General features: G+C 66.7%; 17 protein-coding genes. 8 read left to right on the top strand and 9 right to left on the bottom strand.

Annotation, left to right across the window (positions count from 1 at the left end; translation table 11 throughout):
* Position 1 precedes the first annotated feature (1 nt).
* Positions 2 to 730 carry an SDR family oxidoreductase gene (locus AC57B5_RS25255; protein ID WP_216294092.1) on the bottom strand — a complete coding sequence of 243 codons (729 nt, stop codon included), beginning with the start codon at positions 728 to 730 and terminating at the stop codon, positions 2 to 4.
* A gap of 90 nt (positions 731 to 820) precedes the next feature.
* On the opposite strand from AC57B5_RS25255, the gene AC57B5_RS25250 reads away from it, so the two are divergent.
* Positions 821 to 1,270, top strand: a complete 450-nt coding sequence (locus AC57B5_RS25250; RefSeq protein ID WP_043825062.1) for a winged helix-turn-helix transcriptional regulator — start codon at positions 821 to 823, stop codon at positions 1,268 to 1,270.
* A 32-nt stretch (positions 1,271 to 1,302) separates the two neighbouring features.
* Here the strand turns inward: AC57B5_RS25250 and AC57B5_RS25245 are convergent, their stop codons facing one another.
* Entirely contained in the window at positions 1,303 to 2,607 is a 1,305-nt protein-coding gene (locus AC57B5_RS25245; RefSeq protein ID WP_012207157.1) for a replication-associated recombination protein A, read from the bottom strand.
* Between the two features lie 442 nt (positions 2,608 to 3,049).
* On the opposite strand from AC57B5_RS25245, the gene brnQ reads away from it, so the two are divergent.
* Positions 3,050 to 4,363, top strand: coding sequence for a branched-chain amino acid transport system II carrier protein (brnQ, locus tag AC57B5_RS25240; RefSeq protein ID WP_013800919.1), 1,314 nt, complete (start codon positions 3,050 to 3,052; stop codon positions 4,361 to 4,363).
* Here brnQ and AC57B5_RS25235 read toward each other — a convergent pair.
* From AC57B5_RS25235 to AC57B5_RS25225, 3 genes are all read right to left on the bottom strand, one after another.
* Entirely contained in the window at positions 4,350 to 5,876 is a 1,527-nt protein-coding gene (locus AC57B5_RS25235; RefSeq protein WP_496400564.1) for a methyl-accepting chemotaxis protein, read from the bottom strand. The genes brnQ and AC57B5_RS25235 overlap by 14 nt on opposite strands.
* Positions 5,877 to 6,045: 169 nt before the next feature.
* A complete protein-coding gene (lolA, locus tag AC57B5_RS25230) occupies positions 6,046 to 6,681 on the bottom strand; it encodes an outer membrane lipoprotein periplasmic chaperone LolA (protein WP_496400563.1) in 636 nt (211 codons plus the stop codon).
* Positions 6,682 to 6,709: 28 nt separating this feature from the next.
* On the bottom strand, positions 6,710 to 9,073 hold the full coding sequence (locus AC57B5_RS25225) for a DNA translocase FtsK (RefSeq protein ID WP_447915144.1): 2,364 nt from the start codon (positions 9,071 to 9,073) through the stop codon (positions 6,710 to 6,712).
* Between the two features lie 261 nt (positions 9,074 to 9,334).
* On the opposite strand from AC57B5_RS25225, the gene trxB reads away from it, so the two are divergent.
* From trxB to rpmG, 3 genes are all read left to right on the top strand, one after another.
* Positions 9,335 to 10,288, top strand: coding sequence for a thioredoxin-disulfide reductase (gene trxB / locus AC57B5_RS25220; RefSeq protein ID WP_034396780.1), 954 nt, complete (start codon positions 9,335 to 9,337; stop codon positions 10,286 to 10,288).
* A gap of 267 nt (positions 10,289 to 10,555) precedes the next feature.
* Positions 10,556 to 10,789, top strand: a complete 234-nt coding sequence (rpmB, locus tag AC57B5_RS25215; protein ID WP_012207163.1) for a 50S ribosomal protein L28 — start codon at positions 10,556 to 10,558, stop codon at positions 10,787 to 10,789.
* 20 nt (positions 10,790 to 10,809) lie between these two features.
* Positions 10,810 to 10,980, top strand: coding sequence for a 50S ribosomal protein L33 (gene rpmG / locus AC57B5_RS25210; protein WP_012207164.1), 171 nt, complete (start codon positions 10,810 to 10,812; stop codon positions 10,978 to 10,980).
* Positions 10,981 to 11,078: 98 nt separating this feature from the next.
* Here the strand turns inward: rpmG and AC57B5_RS25205 are convergent, their stop codons facing one another.
* Entirely contained in the window at positions 11,079 to 12,563 is a 1,485-nt protein-coding gene (locus AC57B5_RS25205) for an aminotransferase-like domain-containing protein (protein WP_065345599.1), read from the bottom strand.
* 212 nt (positions 12,564 to 12,775) lie between these two features.
* Here AC57B5_RS25205 and AC57B5_RS25200 point away from each other — a divergent pair, with 212 nt between their 5' ends.
* Positions 12,776 to 13,144: a hypothetical protein gene (locus AC57B5_RS25200; RefSeq protein ID WP_448676489.1), complete on the top strand. Its 369-nt coding sequence runs from the start codon at positions 12,776 to 12,778 to the stop codon at positions 13,142 to 13,144.
* On the opposite strand, the gene AC57B5_RS25195 is transcribed toward AC57B5_RS25200, so the two are convergent.
* Together AC57B5_RS25195 and AC57B5_RS25190 are read right to left on the bottom strand one after the other, a co-directional pair.
* The gene (locus tag AC57B5_RS25195; RefSeq protein ID WP_043825050.1) at positions 13,119 to 14,342 is read right to left on the bottom strand and encodes a DesA family fatty acid desaturase; all 1,224 of its coding nucleotides are present in this window, start codon (positions 14,340 to 14,342) and stop codon (positions 13,119 to 13,121) included. The two genes, AC57B5_RS25200 and AC57B5_RS25195, sit on opposite strands and share 26 nt — an antisense overlap.
* Before the next feature lie 115 nt (positions 14,343 to 14,457).
* Positions 14,458 to 15,786, bottom strand: a complete 1,329-nt coding sequence (locus AC57B5_RS25190) for an RsmB/NOP family class I SAM-dependent RNA methyltransferase (RefSeq protein WP_269198353.1) — start codon at positions 15,784 to 15,786, stop codon at positions 14,458 to 14,460.
* A gap of 92 nt (positions 15,787 to 15,878) precedes the next feature.
* On the opposite strand from AC57B5_RS25190, the gene AC57B5_RS25185 reads away from it, so the two are divergent.
* Positions 15,879 to 16,151 (top strand): DUF1653 domain-containing protein, encoded by a 273-nt coding sequence (locus AC57B5_RS25185; protein WP_197944118.1) that lies wholly within the window; start codon positions 15,879 to 15,881, stop codon positions 16,149 to 16,151.
* A 7-nt stretch (positions 16,152 to 16,158) separates the two neighbouring features.
* Here AC57B5_RS25185 and purN read toward each other — a convergent pair whose 3' ends face one another.
* Positions 16,159 to 16,737 carry a phosphoribosylglycinamide formyltransferase gene (gene purN / locus AC57B5_RS25180; protein ID WP_012207170.1) on the bottom strand — a complete coding sequence of 193 codons (579 nt, stop codon included), beginning with the start codon at positions 16,735 to 16,737 and terminating at the stop codon, positions 16,159 to 16,161.
* Between the two features lie 98 nt (positions 16,738 to 16,835).
* Here purN and AC57B5_RS25175 point away from each other — a divergent pair, with 98 nt between their 5' ends.
* A complete protein-coding gene (locus tag AC57B5_RS25175) occupies positions 16,836 to 17,516 on the top strand; it encodes a YceH family protein (protein WP_043783684.1) in 681 nt (226 codons plus the stop codon).
* Positions 17,517 to 17,615 lie beyond the last annotated feature (99 nt).

Here is a 17,615-nt window from a genome sequence, read left to right as displayed (position 1 = left end):
CCTACCAGGGCTCCATCCAGGGGCGGATTTCGGTTTCATGCGTCCAGGCATCGCGCGGCTGCTGGTGCAGTTGCCAGTAGAGGTCGGCGATGTGGTCGGGATTGAGGATGCCGTCCTGCTGCTTGAGGGCATAGCGCTCGGGAAAGTTGCTCCGGATGAACTCCGTGTCGATGGCGCCGTCGATCACGGGGTGGGCCACATGGATGCCCTTGGGCCAAAGCTCGCGCGCCATGCTCTGGGCCAGCGCACGCAGGCCGTGCTTGGCGCCGGCAAACGCAGCAAAGCCCTCACGCCCGCGCAGGCTGGCGGTGGCGCCCGTGAAGATGATGGTGCCCCGGCCGCGCGGCAGCATCACCCTGGCCGCCTCCCGCCCCATCAGGAAGCCGGCGAAGCAGGCCATCTCCCAGACCTTGAAGTAGACGCGCGCCGTGGTCTCGGTGATGCCAAAGCGCACGTTGGCGCCGATGTTGAAGACGGCGACCTCGATGGGTGCGATCTCGGCCTCGATCTTCTGCACCAGGGCCACCATTTCCTCTTCCTTGCGCGCGTCGCTGCCAAAACCATGGGCCTGGCCACCGGCGGCGCGGATCTGTTCGACCAGGGGCTGGAGCTTGTCCGCGTCGCGGCGCGTGACGCAGGCGATATAGCCTTCGCGCGCAAAACGCCGGGCGATGGCGCCGCCCGTGGCGTCGCCAGCGCCGATCACGAGAATGGCTTTCTTGTCGGTCATGGGATCTCCGTGGATGATTGGTCAGTTCATTTTTTGAACTAAGTGCACGGTAGGTTTAAAATCTGAACTCGTCAAGCGGGGAACTGCCCAATGAAATGGAACGAACTGGAAGAGGAGCGCTGCTCCATCGCACGCACGGTCTCGGTCATCGGCGACCGCTGGACACTGCTGGTGCTGCGCGACTGCTTTCTGGGCGTACGCCGTTTTGATGAATTCCTGGGACGCCTGGGCATTTCACGCCCCATGCTGTCGGACAGGCTGGCCAGGCTGGTCGAGGCAGGCGTGCTCAAAAAGGTGGCCTACCAGGAGGCGCCGGTACGGCACGAGTACCGCCTCACGCCCAAGGGACTGGACCTGCATCCCGTGGTCATGGCCATCGTGCACTGGGGCGATGTACACATGTCCGGCGAGGAAGGCCGGCCCTTGCTGCACCGGCATACGGTGTGCGGCCACACGTTCGACCCCCTGGTCGTCTGCTCGGAGTGCCACGCCCCCCTGCACGCGCGCGACGTGGCGGTGGAGCCCGGCCCGGGCGCCTAGCCCCGGCACCGGCCTGCCCTCACCGGCTTCGGCTATGCGCCGCCAGCCTCTTCGTCCCACTTGCGCAGCACGGCCAGCTTCTCGCCGATCTTGATCTCCAGGCCCCGGGGCACGGGCTGGTACCAGCCCGGCTCCGCAATGCCCTCGGGCAGATAGGTCTCGCCGGCCGCGTAGGCGTTGGGCTCGTCGTGCGCGTAGCGGTATTCATGGCCGTAGCCCAGCTCCTTCATGAGCTTGGTGGGCGCATTGCGCAGGTGCACGGGCACCTCGCGGCTCCTGTCCTGCTTCACGAAGGCCCGGGCCTTGTTGTAGGCGTTGTAGCCGGCGTTGCTCTTGGCGGCCATGGCCAGGTAGATGACGGCCTGGCCCAGTGCCAGCTCGCCCTCGGGGCTGCCCAGGCGCTCATAGGTCAGGGCCGCGTCGTTGGCGATCTGCATGGCGCGCGGATCGGCCAGGCCGATATCCTCCCAGGCCATGCGCACAATGCGCCGCGACAGGTAGCGCGCATCGGCGCCGCCATCGAGCATGCGCGTGAGCCAGTAGAGCGCCGCATCGGGATGGGAGCCGCGCACGGACTTGTGCAGGGCAGAGATCTGGTCGTAGAAGTTGTCGCCGCCCTTGTCGAAGCGCCTGGCATTCAAGGTCAGCGCGTTCTGCACGAACTCGGCATCGATCCGCGTGACGCCCGCAGCGCCGGCCGCCGTCTGGCATTGCTCCAGCAGGTTCAGGAACCGCCGGGCATCGCCATCGGCATAGCCGACGATGGTGTCCCGCGCCAGGTCGTCGAACTCCAGGCCGCCCAGGGCCTTTTCCTGCGCCCGCAGCAGCAGTTGCCTGAGTTCATCGTCGGTCAGGGATTGCAGCACATAGACCTGCGCACGCGACAGCAGGGCCGAGTTCACCTCGAAGGACGGGTTCTCCGTGGTGGCGCCGATGAAGGTGACCAGGCCGCTTTCCGCATAGGGCAGCAGCGCATCCTGCTGGGACTTGTTGAAGCGGTGGATCTCGTCCACGAAGAGGATGGTGTGCCGGCCCATGGCCAGGTTCTGCTGCGCCTGCTCCATGGCCGCGCGGATGTCCTTGACCCCGGAGAACACCGCAGACAGCGCAATGAACTCGCACTTGAAGGCCGTGGCCGTGAGCCGGGCCAGCGTGGTCTTGCCCACGCCGGGCGGCCCCCAGAAGATCATGGAATGCGGCTTGCCTGACTGGAAGGCCAGGCGCAGCGGCTTGCCCTCGCCCAGCAGATGGGACTGGCCCACGACCTCGTCCAGGGTCTTGGGCCGCAGCGCTTCGGCCAGTGGTGCGGAGGGCTCCTGGGTGAACAGATCAGCCATGGGCCAGCTCCGTCGCAGGCAACGCCGCGCAGAAGGCGCTCGGCAGCCCGGGTGCCGGGTGCGCTGCCGAGGGGAACAGATGCAGTTGCAAAACCATGACGCCATTGTCCACGCCATGGCGGCAGCGGGTGCGCCAGCCCCTGATGCCTGTACCTGGCTGCGGGGGATGAAGCCATGGATCGCCAGCCAGGATCCTGGCCATCGCCTGTAGGCATGTCACTCACATGACATGAATGGTTTGCATGCATCTCATCAAGAGCAATCACTGACATTTTTCACCCGCTTCGGGCCACCGCCCTAAAATGCTGCCCTTTGCGGAGCCGGCCGCGCGGCATGCGCGGCCATCGGGCCTGCGCCATTGCTGCCCCATCGCTCCGCGCCTCCCACCGTTTCCGGAACTGCCTGCCATGCGGCAAGGCGGGACCTTTTCATTTCTGCATCCATGCAAACACTCAAGACCCGGGACCTTATCGCCCTAGGCTTCATGACCTTTGCGCTGTTCCTCGGCGCGGGCAACATCATCTTTCCGCCCATGGTCGGCCAGGGAGCCGGCGAGCACGCGGCCGCTGCGGCCACGGGCTTTCTGCTCACGGGCGTGGGCCTGCCGTTGCTCACCGTGGTGGCGCTGGCGCGCGTGGGCGGCGGGCTCGATGCGCTGACCTCGCCCGTGGGCCGCAAGGCCGGCATGGTGCTGGGCCTGCTGATCTATCTCATCCTCGGCCCGCTGTTTGCCACGCCGCGCACGGCCACCGTGTCGTTCGAGATGGGCTTTGCGCCCTTCGTGGGCCACAGCAGCACTGCGCTGTTCATCTACTCGGCGGTGTACTTTGTGCTGGTCATGGGCCTGTCCCTGTTCCCCGGCAAGCTGATCGACACCATCGGCAAACTGATCACGCCCGTACTGATCCTGGCCCTGGTGGTGCTGGGTGCCGCCGCCGTGCTGCTGCCGGCCGGTGCCGCCACCAGCGCCAGCGGCGACTACCTGGTCGCGCCCCTGACCGAAGGGTTTCTGGAGGGCTACCAGACCATGGACGCGCTGGGCGCCCTGGCCTTCGGCATCGTCATCGTCAACGCCATCCGGGACCGGGGCATCTCCCACACCGGGCTGCAGACGCGCTACGCCATCATCGCGGGCGTGATCGCGGCCGTGGGCCTGGGCCTGGTGTATCTGTCGCTGATCCATCTGGGTGCCACCAGCCAGTCCATCGCCCCGCAGGCGCAGACCGGCGTGCTCATCCTCACGCGCTATGTGGATCACACCTTCGGCCCCATCGGTAGCCTGCTGCTGGCCGTGGTGATTTCCCTGGCCTGCCTGACCACGGCCGTGGGCCTGGTCAGCGCCTGTGGCGCCTACTTCAGCGAGATGCTGCGCCTGCCCTACCGCGCGGTGGTGGTGGCCATTGGGCTGGCGTGCATCCTGGTGTCCAACCAGGGCCTGGCCCAGCTGATCGCCCTGTCCGGCCCCGTGCTGGTGGGCATTTATCCGCTGGCCATCGCCCTGGTGGTGTTGAGCCTGCTGTCAGGCCTGTGGCGCAATGCGCAGCGCGTGTTCGCGCCGGTGCTGGCCGTGGCGCTGGTGTTCGGCCTTGTCGATGCCGCCAAGGCGGCCGGCTGGCAGGACTGGCTGCCGGCCTTCCTGAACAGCCTGCCAGGCAACGGCATGGGCTGGGCCCTGCCCGTGGCAGCCACCCTGGTGCTGGCGGCGCTCCACGACCGGCTGCGCCCGGCCCCGGCCACCGCGTTCAGGCCGTCCTGAAGCGAGCCATGAGTTCGACCAGCTGATGGGCCTGCTTGCGCAGGCTCTCGGCGGCCGAACTGGTCTGCTCCACCAGCGCGGCGTTCTGCTGGGTCCCCTCCTCGATGCGGACGATGGCGCTGTTGACGTGGCTTACGCCCGCGCTCTGTTCGCCGCTGGAGTGACTGATGGCGCCGATCATGTGCGAGACCTTGGCAATCACCTCCTGCACCGAGGCCATGGTCGCACCCGCACTGTCCACCTCCTCGGCCCCCAGGGCCACGCGCTGGGCGTTGGCCTGGATCAGGTCACGGATTTCCCGCGCAGCGCCCGAGCTGCGCTGGGCCAGCGTGCGGACCTCGGCGGCGACCACGGCAAAGCCCCGGCCCTGTTCGCCGGCCCGTGCGGCCTCCACGGCCGCATTGAGCGCAAGAATATTGGTCTGGAACGCGATGCCGTCGATCACCTCGATGATGCTGACCACGCGCTCGGACGCATCCTGGATGCTGCGCATCGTGCCCACGACGGCAGAGATGGCATCGCCACCGCGCGTGGCGATGTCGCTGGCGGACGAAGCCAGCAGGTTGGCCTTCTCTGCGTGATCGGCATTGCCGCGCACGGTGGAGTCGAGCTGGTCCATGGAAGAAGCCGTCATCTGCAGGGCCGATGCCTGCTGCTCGGTGCGCTGGGCCAGGTCGCTGTTGCCGGCCGCGATCTGCGAGCTGGCGGATGCCACCTGCTCCGCATTGCCGCGCACTTCCACGACGATGCTGCGCAGCTGCTCCTGCATGGCGCCCAGCGCCCGCAGCAGCTGGCCCAGTTCGTCTGGCCCGCCGCTCGCTATGGCATTGGTCAGATGGCCCTGGGCCACCTTCTCGGCCAGCTGGACCGCGCTGCGCAGCGGTGCCACCACGGCACGGGTGATGAGCCAGCCAATGGCCACGCCGGCCACGGCCGCCACCAGCATCAGCACCAGGCTCAGCTCCGTGGCGTGCTTGCCGCTGCTGTAGGCATCGTCGGCCACCGCCTTGCTCTGCGCCGCTATGCCGGCCTTGAGCTGGGAAAGCAGCTCGGCCGGCTCGCGGTCCACGCCGCGCACGGCCATGTCGCCTACTGAGGGGTCGAAGCCCGTGGCCTCGAATTTGTCCAGCCCCACGCGGTAGCCTTCGGCCATCTTGCGGTGCTGCGCCACAAAGCCCTGGGCGATCTCGCGCAGGGAGGCATCGTCCACCAGGGCCAGCAAGGCGGCAGTCTTGTCCTGCACGGCGCGCTCGTCGGCCAGAAAACCCTTCCAGTGCTGCTCGCGCAGCGCGTTGTCCGAGCCGCGCAGCAGCACGTTCTTCCATTCCTGGACCTGGGTTTTGAAGTGACCTTCCACCTCGGTGGCAAGGCGTTCCGCCGCCATGTGGCGCTGGACATCGCCGTGAAAGACGCCTAGGGATCGATGGGCCGACCAGAGTCCGAAGAATCCGGCAGCGAGGGTGAATAGCAGCGCCATGGCAATGGCGAGCGGCAACTTGCGACTGAGGTTCATAAAGGCATGCGAGAGCCGGCCAGCATGTCCTCGGAGGGACGTCGAAACAATCGCTGGCCGCAGGCCGCCATTGTCTCGACGATATTAGGCAAAACCATTACAAAACCTCACAAACTGCGCACCGCAGCCTGTGACCGGCCTGAAGGGTTGCCCCGCGCGGCAACGCGGCTTACTGCTTGAGCACGTCGGCGCCCGCTGGCACCTTGAACTCGAAAGTCGAGGCCGGCAGGGATGCCTGGGTCTGCAGCTGGCTGAAGCGGATCAGCGAACGCTGGCCAAAGCTGTCCAGGATGTCCAGCGCCGAAAGCTGGCCATCGGCCGCAAAGCCCACGCGCACGCTCTTGAGCTGGCCGTTCTTGTCCTTGGGGCTGGCCTGGACCCATTGCAGGCCATCCTGCTCGGGCGCGGATTGCAGATCGAAGTCGGTGCTCAACGCCTTGAGATCGTTGGCCGACGCCAGGATGGCGGCCGGCGTGCTGCCCAGGGCCTGGGCCTGGGGGCGCTGCGTGACCTGGTTGAGGTCGGCGTCATAGAGCCACAGCGTCTTGCCGTCGGCGACGATGGTCTGCTCGAACGGCTTGGTGTAGACGAACCTGAACTTGCCGGGACGCTGGAATTCGAATTGGCCGCTGGAGTTCTTGGTGCGCGGCGGCTGGCCATCCTTGGACGGGGCCGTGACGGCCTGGGTGAATTCGGCGCGGCCGGCCTGGGAATTCTTCATGAAGGCTTCCAGGCTCTTGAGGCCATCGGCCCACGAGGCCGTCGCGCTTGCCGCGATCACAACTGCAGTCAACAGACGTTTCATTCTTTCTCCATGATTGGGGGAAGCGGGCTCATTCCCCGGCGCGCGCGGGCACCAGCACTTCGCGCTGCCCGCTGGCCGTGAGACCGCTGACGAGGCCCGCCTTTTCCATATCTTCCAGCAGGCGTGCCGAGCGGTTGTAACCAATCCTGAGCTTGCGCTGCACATACGAGATGCTGGCCTTGCGGTCCTTGAGGACCACTTCCACGGCCTGGTCGTACATGGGGTCCTTCTCGCCGTTACCGCCGTCGCCGGACTCCGAGCCGAACTCGCTGTCGCCCTCGGCCGTGCCGCCTTCGAGCACGCCTTCGATGTAGTCGGCCTCGCCCTGCTCCTTAAGGTAGCCCACCACGCGGTGCACTTCCTCGTCCGACACGAAGGCGCCGTGCACGCGCACGGGCAGGCCCGTGCCGCTGGCCATATAGAGCATGTCGCCCATGCCCAGCAGGGATTCGGCGCCCATCTGGTCAAGCACGGTGCGGCTGTCGATCTTGCTGCTGACCTGGAAGGCGATGCGCGTGGGGATGTTGGCCTTGATCAGGCCGGTGATCACGTCCACGCTGGGGCGCTGGGTGGCCAGGATCAGGTGGATGCCGGCCGCGCGGGCCTTCTGGGCCAGGCGCGCGATCAGCTCCTCGATCTTCTTGCCGACCACCATCATCAGGTCGGCCAGCTCGTCGATGACGATGACGATGTGCGGCAGGCGCTGCAGCGGCTCGGGCTCCTCGGGCGTGAGGCTGAAGGGGTTGGGAATGGATTCCTCGCGCGCCTTGGCCTCGTCGATCTTGGTGTTGTAGCCCGCCAGATTGCGCACGCCCAGCTTGCTCATGAGCTTGTAGCGGCGTTCCATCTCGGCCACGCACCAGTTCAGGCCATTGGCGGCCTGCTTCATGTCGGTGACTACGGGGCACAGCAGATGCGGAATGCCTTCGTAGACCGACATTTCCAGCATCTTGGGGTCGATCATCAGCAGGCGCACATCGCGGGCCTCGGCCTTGTACAGCAGCGACAGGATCATGGCGTTGATCCCCACTGACTTGCCCGAACCCGTGGTGCCGGCCACCAGCACGTGCGGCATCTTGGCCAGATCGGCCACGACCGGATTGCCCACGATGTCCTTGCCCAGGCCCATGGTCAGCATGCTCTTGGCGTCGTGGTAGACCTGCGAGCCCAGCACCTCGGACAGGCGGATGGACTGGCGCTTGGCATTGGGCAGCTCCAGCGCCATGAAATTCTTGCCGGGAATCGTCTCGATCACGCGGATGGACACCAGGGACAGCGAGCGCGCCAGATCCTTGGCCAGGTTCACGATCTGCGAGCCCTTGACGCCCGTGGCCGGCTCGATCTCGTAGCGCGTGATCACGGGGCCGGGCATGGCGGCGACCACATGCACATCGACACCAAAGTCCTTGAGGCGCTTTTCGATCAGCCGGCTGGTCATCTCCAGCGTCTCGGGCGACACGCTTTCCTGGCGCTGCTGGGCCGCATCGAGCAGATCCACCTGGGGCAGCTTGCTGTCGGGCAGTTCGGAGAACAGGGGCTTCTGGCGCTCCTTGACCACGCGCACGCTGGGCACCGCAGCCTCCTGGAGCACGGGTTCGATGATCTGCACGGGCTGCGGGTGCTGCACGGCGCTTTCCGTGCGCTCTTCCTGCACCACTTCCTCGCGCTCGCGCGCAGCGCGGCGGCCTGCGGCTTCGTCCCGGGCCTTTTCACGGCGCGCAAAAAGAAAGAGCACCCAGCCGTCCAGGCGTGCGCCCATGGATTCGGCCAGATGACCCCAGGAAAAGCGGAACACCATTGCCAGGCCGATCACGGCCACGCAAATGCCGATCAGGCCCGAGCCCATGAAGCCCAGCCACTGCAGGCTGTGGTACCCCAGCATGTAGCCGAAGACGCCGCCGGCCGGGCCGGGCAGCACGCTCTCGAAGCGGTACAGGCGCGTCCACTCCAGTGCGCAGCTCGCACCCAGCAGCAGCAGCAGCCCGCCCCAAAAGCGCAGGCGCCGGCGCCACAGGGGCGGCAGTGGCACACCGTCGCGCGGCACGCCGCCGCGCAGCCAGCGCGCAAAGGAAGACAGCCAGGTCTGCAGCGAGGCCAGCACCAGCCACCAGACCGACATGCCGAAACCGAAATAGCAGGCGTCGGCCAGCCAGGCTCCGACGCGGCCCATCCAGTTGGCGACCAGGCGCGCGTGTCCCGCCCCGGAGGTGGACCACGCTGGATCCTGGGGCGAGTAGCTGAGCATGGAGGCAAGCCAGAACACCAGGGCCAGCAGCCCCGCCAGCAGCAGCATTTCGTGGCCGAAGCGCGCCACCATGCCGGGGCGCGCCGCAGACCTGGATTTGCCCTTGGCGGATGTGGAAGCGTTCAGAGCGTTCAATGAGTAAGTCATACGCAGGCGGGAGCTTACCCCAGCCCCCTCGGACTGGCCGCAAAAACAGCCAGGGCGACCCGCAAGCGTAATGCAAGCACTTGCAACAGAGCATGACACCGCCGCATGACGGCGCCACGTCGATCATTTTTGACAATCCGGGCCATTGATCCATATGGCAACGGGAACCTGACTGCGGAGCGATACTCCACAGCTGTTCCCGATGTATCTTTTTTTCTGCACGCCGACTGCCGGCGTGCGCCTTTTTCAAGAACTGCATCCATGTCTTCTACCCAACACGCCAAAGTCCTGATCCTCGGCTCCGGCCCTGCCGGCTACACGGCCGCCATCTATGCCGCGCGCGCCAACCTCAACCCGCTGCTGGTGACCGGCATGGCCCAGGGCGGCCAGCTGATGACGACGACCGAGGTGGACAACTGGCCTGCAGACGTGAACGGCGTGCAGGGCCCCGAGCTGATGCAGCGTTTTCTGGAGCACGCAGAGCGCTTCAAGACCCAGGTGGTGTTCGACCACATCCACAGCGTCGATTTCTCCAAGCGCCCCTTTACGCTGACCGGCGACTCCGGCACCTATACCTGCGACAGCCTGATCATCGCCACCGGCGCCTCGGCCAAGTACCTGGGCCTGCCCTCCGAAGAGGCCTTCATGGGCCGCGGCGTCTCCGGCTGCGCCACCTGCGACGGCTTCTTCTACCGTGAGCAGCCCGTGTGCGTGGTCGGCGGCGGCAACACGGCCGTCGAGGAAGCCCTGTACCTGTCCAACATCGCCAGCAAGGTCACCCTGGTGCACCGCCGCGACAAGTTCAAGGCCGAGCCCATCCTCGTGGACAAGCTCATGGACAAGGTCCGGGCTGGCAAGATCGAGCTCAAGACCCACTTCGTGCTCGAAGAGGTGCTGGGCGACCAGTCCGGCGTGACCGGCATCCGCATCAAGAGCACCCAGGACGGCCATGCCGAGGACATCCAGCTGCAGGGCTGCTTCATCGCCATCGGCCATGCGCCCAACACCGAGATCTTCAAGGGCCACCTGGAGATGGACGAGACCGGCTACATCATCACCCAGGGCGGCCTCAAGGGCTTTGCCACGCAGACCAGCGTGCCCGGCGTGTTCGCGGCCGGCGACGTGCAGGACCATGTCTACCGCCAGGCCATCACCAGCGCCGGCACGGGCTGCATGGCCGCGCTGGACGCCCAGCGCTTCCTCGAACAGGAATAAGCAGGACGCCACCCCGCCCGCCCTGCTCTCCCGCAGGGCGGCAAAAGCCCCTGGCTGCAGCCGTGTTTGGCTGGCCCAGGGGCTTTTCTCATGGAGACGCTATAATCCGTGGCTTTGCTGAATTTGAAGCGCGCCTTGCTTGCATGGCCAGGACACTTTCAGCATGGGGTTACCGCCACCCTTTATGGCGAGGTGAGGTTGCCGGCAAGCCATGCAGCAAATGCAGGGCATCAGCGTCGGCGGCTGTACAACTATCGGAGTGTCCTCATGGCACGCGTATGTGAAGTAACGGGCAAGAAGCCCATGGTGGGAAACAACGTTTCCCACGCCAACAACAAGACCAAGCGTCGTTTCCTGCCCAACCTGCAATACCGCCGTTTCTGGGTTGAGAGCGAAAACCGTTGGGTGCGCCTGCGCGTTTCCAGCGCTGCTCTGCGCCTGATCGACAAGAACGGTATCGACTCCGTGCTCGCAGACCTGCGTGCCCGTGGCCAAGCCTAAATCCCTCAAGGAGAAACACCATGGCTGCTAAAGGCGGACGCGAAAAGATCAAGCTGGAATCCACTGCAGGAACCGGCCACTTCTACACCACGACCAAGAACAAGAAGACAATGCCCGAGAAGATGGCGATCATGAAGTTTGATCCCAAGGCTCGCAAGCACGTCACGTACAAGGAAATCAAGCTGAAGTAATTCAGCCTGTTCCCGGTACCGACAAAAAACCGCCCGGCGCAAGCCCGGCGGTTTTTTTGCGTCCGCTTTGTGCCCGCTTTGCGTCCGTTTTTCGCGTGTCACCCACTGCGCGCCGGCTGACCCAGCTGCGCACAGGCCATGGCACCCAGCTCGCGGCAGGCCTGCTCGATCACGGCATCCACCGGCAGGGTGCAGCCCAGGCGCATGCAGTGCTCGTAGCGCCCCGAGTTCGAGAACATGCTGCCCGGCGCCGTGCGGATGCCGCGCGCCAGCGCCTGCGTGAACAGCGCGGACGTGGACACGCCAGCCGGAAACTCCAGCCACAGGCTGAGCCCGCCGGGCGGCAGGCTCAGCCGCGTGCCCAGCGGGAAAAACCGCGCCACCAGCTGCGCCATGCCTTCACGCTGGCGCCGCAACTGCTGCTTGAGGCGCTGCAGATTGCGCAGATGCGCGGGCGAGCCCACGCAGGCGGCCGCCAGCAACTGGGCCAGGGTCTGGGTGCCCCGGCTGCGCGCGAACTTGAGCATCTGCACCCGGCCATGCCACTGGCCAGCGTTCATCCAGCCTTGGCGCAGGCCCGGCGCCATGCTCTTGTTGAAGGCCTCGCAATAGATGACATGGCCCGGCAGGCGATCCCAGGCCTTGATGGGGCGCACGGGCTGGCTGCTTTCCACGAACAGTCCATAGGAGTCGTCCTCGATCAATGCCACGCCGTGGGCGCCGCACAGATCGACCAGCCTGGCCTTGTGCTCATCGGGAATGCGCGTACCCAGCGGCATCTGCAGCTCGGGCACGACCACCACGGCCTTCAGGCGCGGCTGGGTCTGCAGGGCCAGCTCCAGCGCCTCGATGGACAGGCCGGTGCGCGGGCTGCAGGGAATCTCCAGCGCCTGCATCTGCAAGGACTCCACCACCTGCAGCAGGCCGTAGTAGGTCGGCGACTCCACGGCCACCACATCCCCCGGCGAGGCCACAGCGGCCAGCGCCAGGCTCACGGCCTCGGAATTGCCCGTGGTCGCCAGCACATCGGCCGGTGCCACATGGATGCCCGCCGCCAGCGCGCGCCGCGCCATGGCGCGCTGGAAATCAGGGTGGCTGCCCATCATGGAGCGCCCCAGCACCAACAGGTCGGGCTGCTCGCGCAGCAGCCGGGCGGCGGTCTGGTTCAGGTAGCTGCGATCGAACAGTTCGGGCGGCGGCGTGGCACCGCCCAGGTCCACGCGCACGTCGGCCTGGCGGCCGCGCTCCAGCATCAGGGAAATGTGTTCATTGATGCCTGCGAAGTGCGGCTGCGGCAGCGGTTGCACCGGCTGGCTCAGGTCGGGCTCGCTGGCCGGGGCCAGGCCTGCAGGCCGGGCATCGCGCACGAAGTAGCCCACGCGCGGGCGGGCTTCGAGCTGGCCCAGGTCCTCCAGATGCCGCAGCGTCTGCAGCGCCGTGGACAGGCTGACCTCATGGCGGCGCATCAGCTCGCGCACGGAAGGCATGCGCTCGCCCGCCTTGAGCGTGCCCAGTTCCATGGCCAGGCTGTAGTCGGCCGCCAGGCGGCGGTACAGGGTCGGAGAGGCGCTAGCAAGGGTCATGGAACAGGTCGACAACGAATCGGGGACGAGAGGACTTGCCCGCGATCTTGCCGCAAGGCTCTGTTACGCAACAGATACAGATCCATCGACCACAAAGCAGAACAGATCCATCGCCATCTGCACTGCTGCGATGCAACAAGCCGCGGGCTGTGCCTGTGCCGATGAGGGCCGCGTGCCTACGCTTGAGGGCCTGGAATCACAGGACACAGACCATGCACAACGCCGACACCCGCTCCTTCGAACTGCGCCATCTTGCCCCCGGCAACGATCTTCACCTGCATGTGCTGGAGGGCAGTGAACTGTTCTGCCGCCACGGCCCGCTGGAAATCACCGCCCCGCAACAGGCCTGGGCGGACGGGGTGCCCGCGCCGGCCCTCAGGCTGCAGCCGGGCCAGGGCTGGCGCGCGGGCGCCGATCTGCAGATACGGGTCCGCTCCTTGTCCCAGGCCATGACAAGCCTGGAACTGCGGCAGAGCCCCACAGCAAAAAGCCGCATCGCCTCCGAAGAGGGGATGCGGCCCCGGGCATGGTCGGTTGCCGGCTGGCTTCGCGGCCTCAGGCGTGGGCAGCGCGCAGCTTGACGGAAAACTCCTTGAGCGCGGCAATGCCGCTGGCCTCGGCGCGATGGCACCAGGCCTGCAGATGGGCCGTCAGTTGCTCGCGCGACAGCGAGGTGTTCAGCCACAGCTGGCGCAGCTCCTCGCGCATGACCAGCATCTGGTCGAGCACGGGGTGGGCTGCGCGCGCCTGGGCCAGTTGCCCCTGCGCCTGGGCGGGCACCTTGTCGGCATCGCGGTGCAGCCAGCGGCGCGCCGTCTTGAGCAGGGACAGGTCGGCCTGCCGGGCCTTGCGCTGCTTGAGCGCATCGAGCTCGATCTGCACGGCGGCGCGCACGCCGCGCGCATAGCGGGCCATGACCTCGTAGCGGTTGGCGATCACGGCCTCCAGCGTCTTTTCGTCGGCCACGGGCTTGACGGCGCCCATGACCAGCCGCGGCGCCGTCTTCTTGACCTTGGCCCAGCCCAGCTTCTGCATGGCGCTGATGTAGACCCAGCCCACGTCGAACTCATAGCGCTTGACCGAGAACTTGGCCGAGGTCGGGTAGGTATGGTGGTTGTTGTGCAGTTCCTCGCCGCCAATGATCAGGCCCCAGGGCACGAGGTTGGTGCTGGCATCCTGGGCCTCGAAGTTGCGGTAGCCCCAGAAATGGCCCAGGCCGTTGACCACGCCGGCAGCCCAGAACGGAATCCAGGCCATCTGCACGGCCCAGATCGTCAGTCCGATGGCGCCGAACAGCAGCACGTTGATGATCAGCATCAGCGAAGGGCCCCAGATCGAATGCCGGCTGTAGAGATGGCGCTCGATCCAGTCGTCGGGCGTGCCGTGGCCGAACTTCCTGAGTGTCTCGGCGTTCGCCGCCTCTTCGCGGTACAGCTCCGCACCCTGGCGCATCACGGTGTCCAGGCCGCGTGTCTGCGGGCTGTGGGGGTCGTCCTCGGTTTCGCACTTGGCATGGTGCTTGCGGTGGATGGCCACCCACTCCCTGGTGACCATGCCCGTGCCCAGCCACAACCAGAAACGGAAGAAGTGCGAAGGAACCGGCCCCAGGTCCAGCGAGCGGTGGGCCTGGCAGCGGTGCAGGAAGATGGTGACGCCCGCAATGGTGATGTGGGTGGTGACCAGGGCGTACAGCAGCAGCTGCCACCACGACAGCTGCCACAGGCCATGGGCCATCCAATCCACGGCGAGGTTCCAAACCGATCCGAAATCCAGCGACATAACCGAAGCCTTTGGCAAGGCGGCGCCCAGTGGCACCGATGCCTCAATTTTAGGCGATGCGCCTACAAAGGCATTCGGCAATCTCCTGCGATTTACAGCTTATTGCGTCTGCAAGTTACGGCTTCCGGGTCCAAACGGCGGCGAAAAAGCCATCCGTCTCATGGCGCTGCGGCCACAGGCGCAGGTACTGCGTGCCGGTCTCGCCGCCACTGCACAGCGCATCGCCGTGCTCCACCTTGAGCTGGGCCAGCAGTTCGCCGGCATCCATGGCCACGAAGTCAGAGTGCTCCGCTGCAAAGGCCTCGGCGATGGCTTCGTTTTCCTGGGGCAGGACCGAACAGGTGGCATAGACCAGGCGCCCACCCGGCTTAACCAGACGCGCTGCACTGGCCAGGATGGCCGCCTGCTTTTGCGTGAGCTCCTCGATGGCCTTGGCCGACTGGCGCCACTTGAGGTCGGGATTGCGGCGCAGCGTGCCCAGGCCCGAGCAGGGCGCATCGACCAGCACGCGGTCGATCTTGCCGGCCAGGCGCTTGACGCGGTCGTCGCGCTCATGGGCGATGGCCGCGGGGTGCACGTTCGACAGGCCCGAGCGCGCCAGGCGCGGCTTCAGGGCTTCGAGCCGGTGGCCGGACACATCGAAGGCGTACAGGCGCCCCGTGCTGCGCATCGAAGCGCCAATGGCCAGGGTCTTGCCGCCTGCGCCGGCGCAGAAATCGACCACCATTTCGCCGCGCTTGGCGTCCAGCATCAGCGCCAGCAGCTGGGAGCCTTCATCCTGCACCTCGATGGCGCCGCGCGTGAAGGCGTCCAGCCGGGCCAGCGCAGGCTTGCCCTGCACGCGCAGGCCCCAGGGCGAGTACGGCGTGGCTTCGGCGGCGATGCCGGCATCGGCCAGTTCCTTTTGCACATCGGCACGCTTGGCGTTCAGCGCATTGACGCGCAGATCCAGCGGTGCGGCCTGCTCCATGCTCTGGGCAAAGGCCCAGAAATCTTCACCCAGCTGCTGCTTGAGCGGTGCGACCAGCCACTCGGGCAGGTTGTGGCGGTGCGGCTCCATCAGCTCATCGGGGCGCACGGCATCGCAGGCGTCCAGCCATTGCAGTTCCTGGGGGGACAGCGCTGCGCGCGCAAAGCCGAGCGCCTCCTTGACGCCCTGCTCGGACTTGCCGGCCACGCGGGCCAGGGCTTCCTGGCTATGGGCAAAGCCCAGGATGGCCAGCCTGCGCTCGCGCGAGCCGCTGCCAGAACGTGCCAGGCTCTCAAAAAGCAGCTTCTTGCGCAGCACGGTGTAGGCGGTTTCGGCCAGCGCGGCACGCTCGCGCGGGCCCAGGTTGCGGTTTTCACGGAAAAAGCGTGACACCACGGCGTCGGCCGGGTGTTCGAAAGTCAGGGTGCGCTTGACCAGTTCGGCGCAGGCGTCGAGAAGCTGTTTGGGATGCATGGGCGCAATTGTCCCACTGCCTTGCAAATCCGAGAGGGCCACAGGTCGGAACCCGCAGCAGCCCCCGGCTGGCGCAGCTACCATGGCGCCCCATGACCGATGACGACCTGCCCCCTCTGATTGCCACGCCCCCGGGCCTGTACCGCCACTACAAGGGCGCCCCCTACGAAGTGCTTGCCACCGTGCGCCACAGCGAGACGCGCGAGTCCATGACGCTGTATCGCGCGCTCTATGGCGAGCGCGGCCTGTGGGTGCGGCCTGCCGCCATGTTCAATGAAACCGTGGTCATCGACGGCGTGGAGCAGCCCCGCTTTGCACGCTGCCCCGAGCCGGAGCAGCAGGCCTTTCAGAGCGAGGGCCTGTGAGCAGACCCTAGCCCCGCATCAACTGCGCCACGGCGCGCGGGTAGATGAGGTGCTCCTGCACCAGCACGCGCGCGGCCAGCGCCTGGGCCGTGTCGCCGGGCAGCACGGGCACCACGGCCTGCTCCAGGATGGGGCCCACATCCAGCTCGGCCGTAACGCGGTGCACGGTGCAGCCTGCAAAGCGGCAGCCTGCATCGATCGCCCGCTGGTGCGTGTGCAGACCCGTGAAGGCGGGCAGCAGCGAGGGGTGGATGTTGATCATGCGTCCCTCGTAATGCGCCACGAAGCCCGGCGTGAGGATGCGCATGAAGCCGGCCAGCACGATCAGCGAAGGCGCGTGGCGGTCGATCACCTGGGCCAGCTCGGCATCAAAGGCCTCGCGGCTGGGAAACGGGCGGTGGTCCAGCACCTCAGTGGCAATGCCTTGCTCGCGCGCGAAAACAAGGCCCGAAGCCTCGGCCTTGTTGCTGACCACGGCGGCCACGCGGGCGCCGTAACGCCGCGCCCAGTCCTGTTGCTGCGAAGCACGCACAATGGCAGCCATGTTCGAGCCGCCGCCCGAGATCAGGATCACGATATTTTTCATGGGCGGCGATTGTCGCACCGCAGGCCGCGCGGCCTGCGCCAGCCCCGGCAAGGCCCATGGCCCTGCCGGGCCTTGTCACCTCTTCCGTTCAGACCCCCATGCCATTCGATCCCCGCACCACCCCCCTGACCGCTGTCGAAGCCCGCGTGCTGGCCACCCTGATGGAGAAGGCGCGCACCGTGCCCGACAGCTACCCGCTCACGCTCAACGCGCTGGTCACGGGCTGCAACCAGAAAAGCAGCCGTGATCCGGTGATGGAAGTCAGCGAAGGCGAGGCCCAGGAAGCGCTGGACAGCCTGCGCCTGCGCACCATGTCCGTACAGATCAGCAGCGCGCGCGCCACGCGCTGGGAGCACAACTTCCCGCGCGGCGTGGGGGTGCCCGACCAGAGCGCCGTGCTGCTGTCCCTGCTGATGCTGCGCGGCCCGCAGACGGCGGGCGAGCTGCGCATCAACTCCGAGCGCTGGCACCGCTTTGCCGACATCTCATCCGTCGAAGCCTTCCTGGAAGAGCTGCGCGAACGCAGCGAGGAAAAAGGCGGCCCGCTGGTCGTGCTGCTGCCACGCGCGCCTGGCGCACGCGAGCAGCGCTGGGCCCATCTGCTGTGCGGCCCCGTGGACGTGAACGCCATGGCCCAGCCCCCCGCTGCAGCAGGCGCACGGGGCGATGCCCTGGCCCAGCGCGTGGTCGATCTCGAAGCCCAGGTACAGCAATTGCAGGCACGTCTTGCGCATGTCTATGCACAGTTGGGGCTGGAGGAGCCCGGCCAATCCAGCTGATCGCCTGCGCTCAGGCGGCCCCAGCAACAAGCCCCGGACGGTCCCGCCGCCCGGGGCTTGTTGCATCAGGGATTGCCATAGGTTGTCACGCCCTGGACA

The organism is Delftia sp. BGA-UO-ETr-SB1 (genome assembly GCF_059567865.1).
Note: the sequence above shows the minus strand (reverse complement) of the source record. Positions and strands in the feature narration are given on the sequence as shown.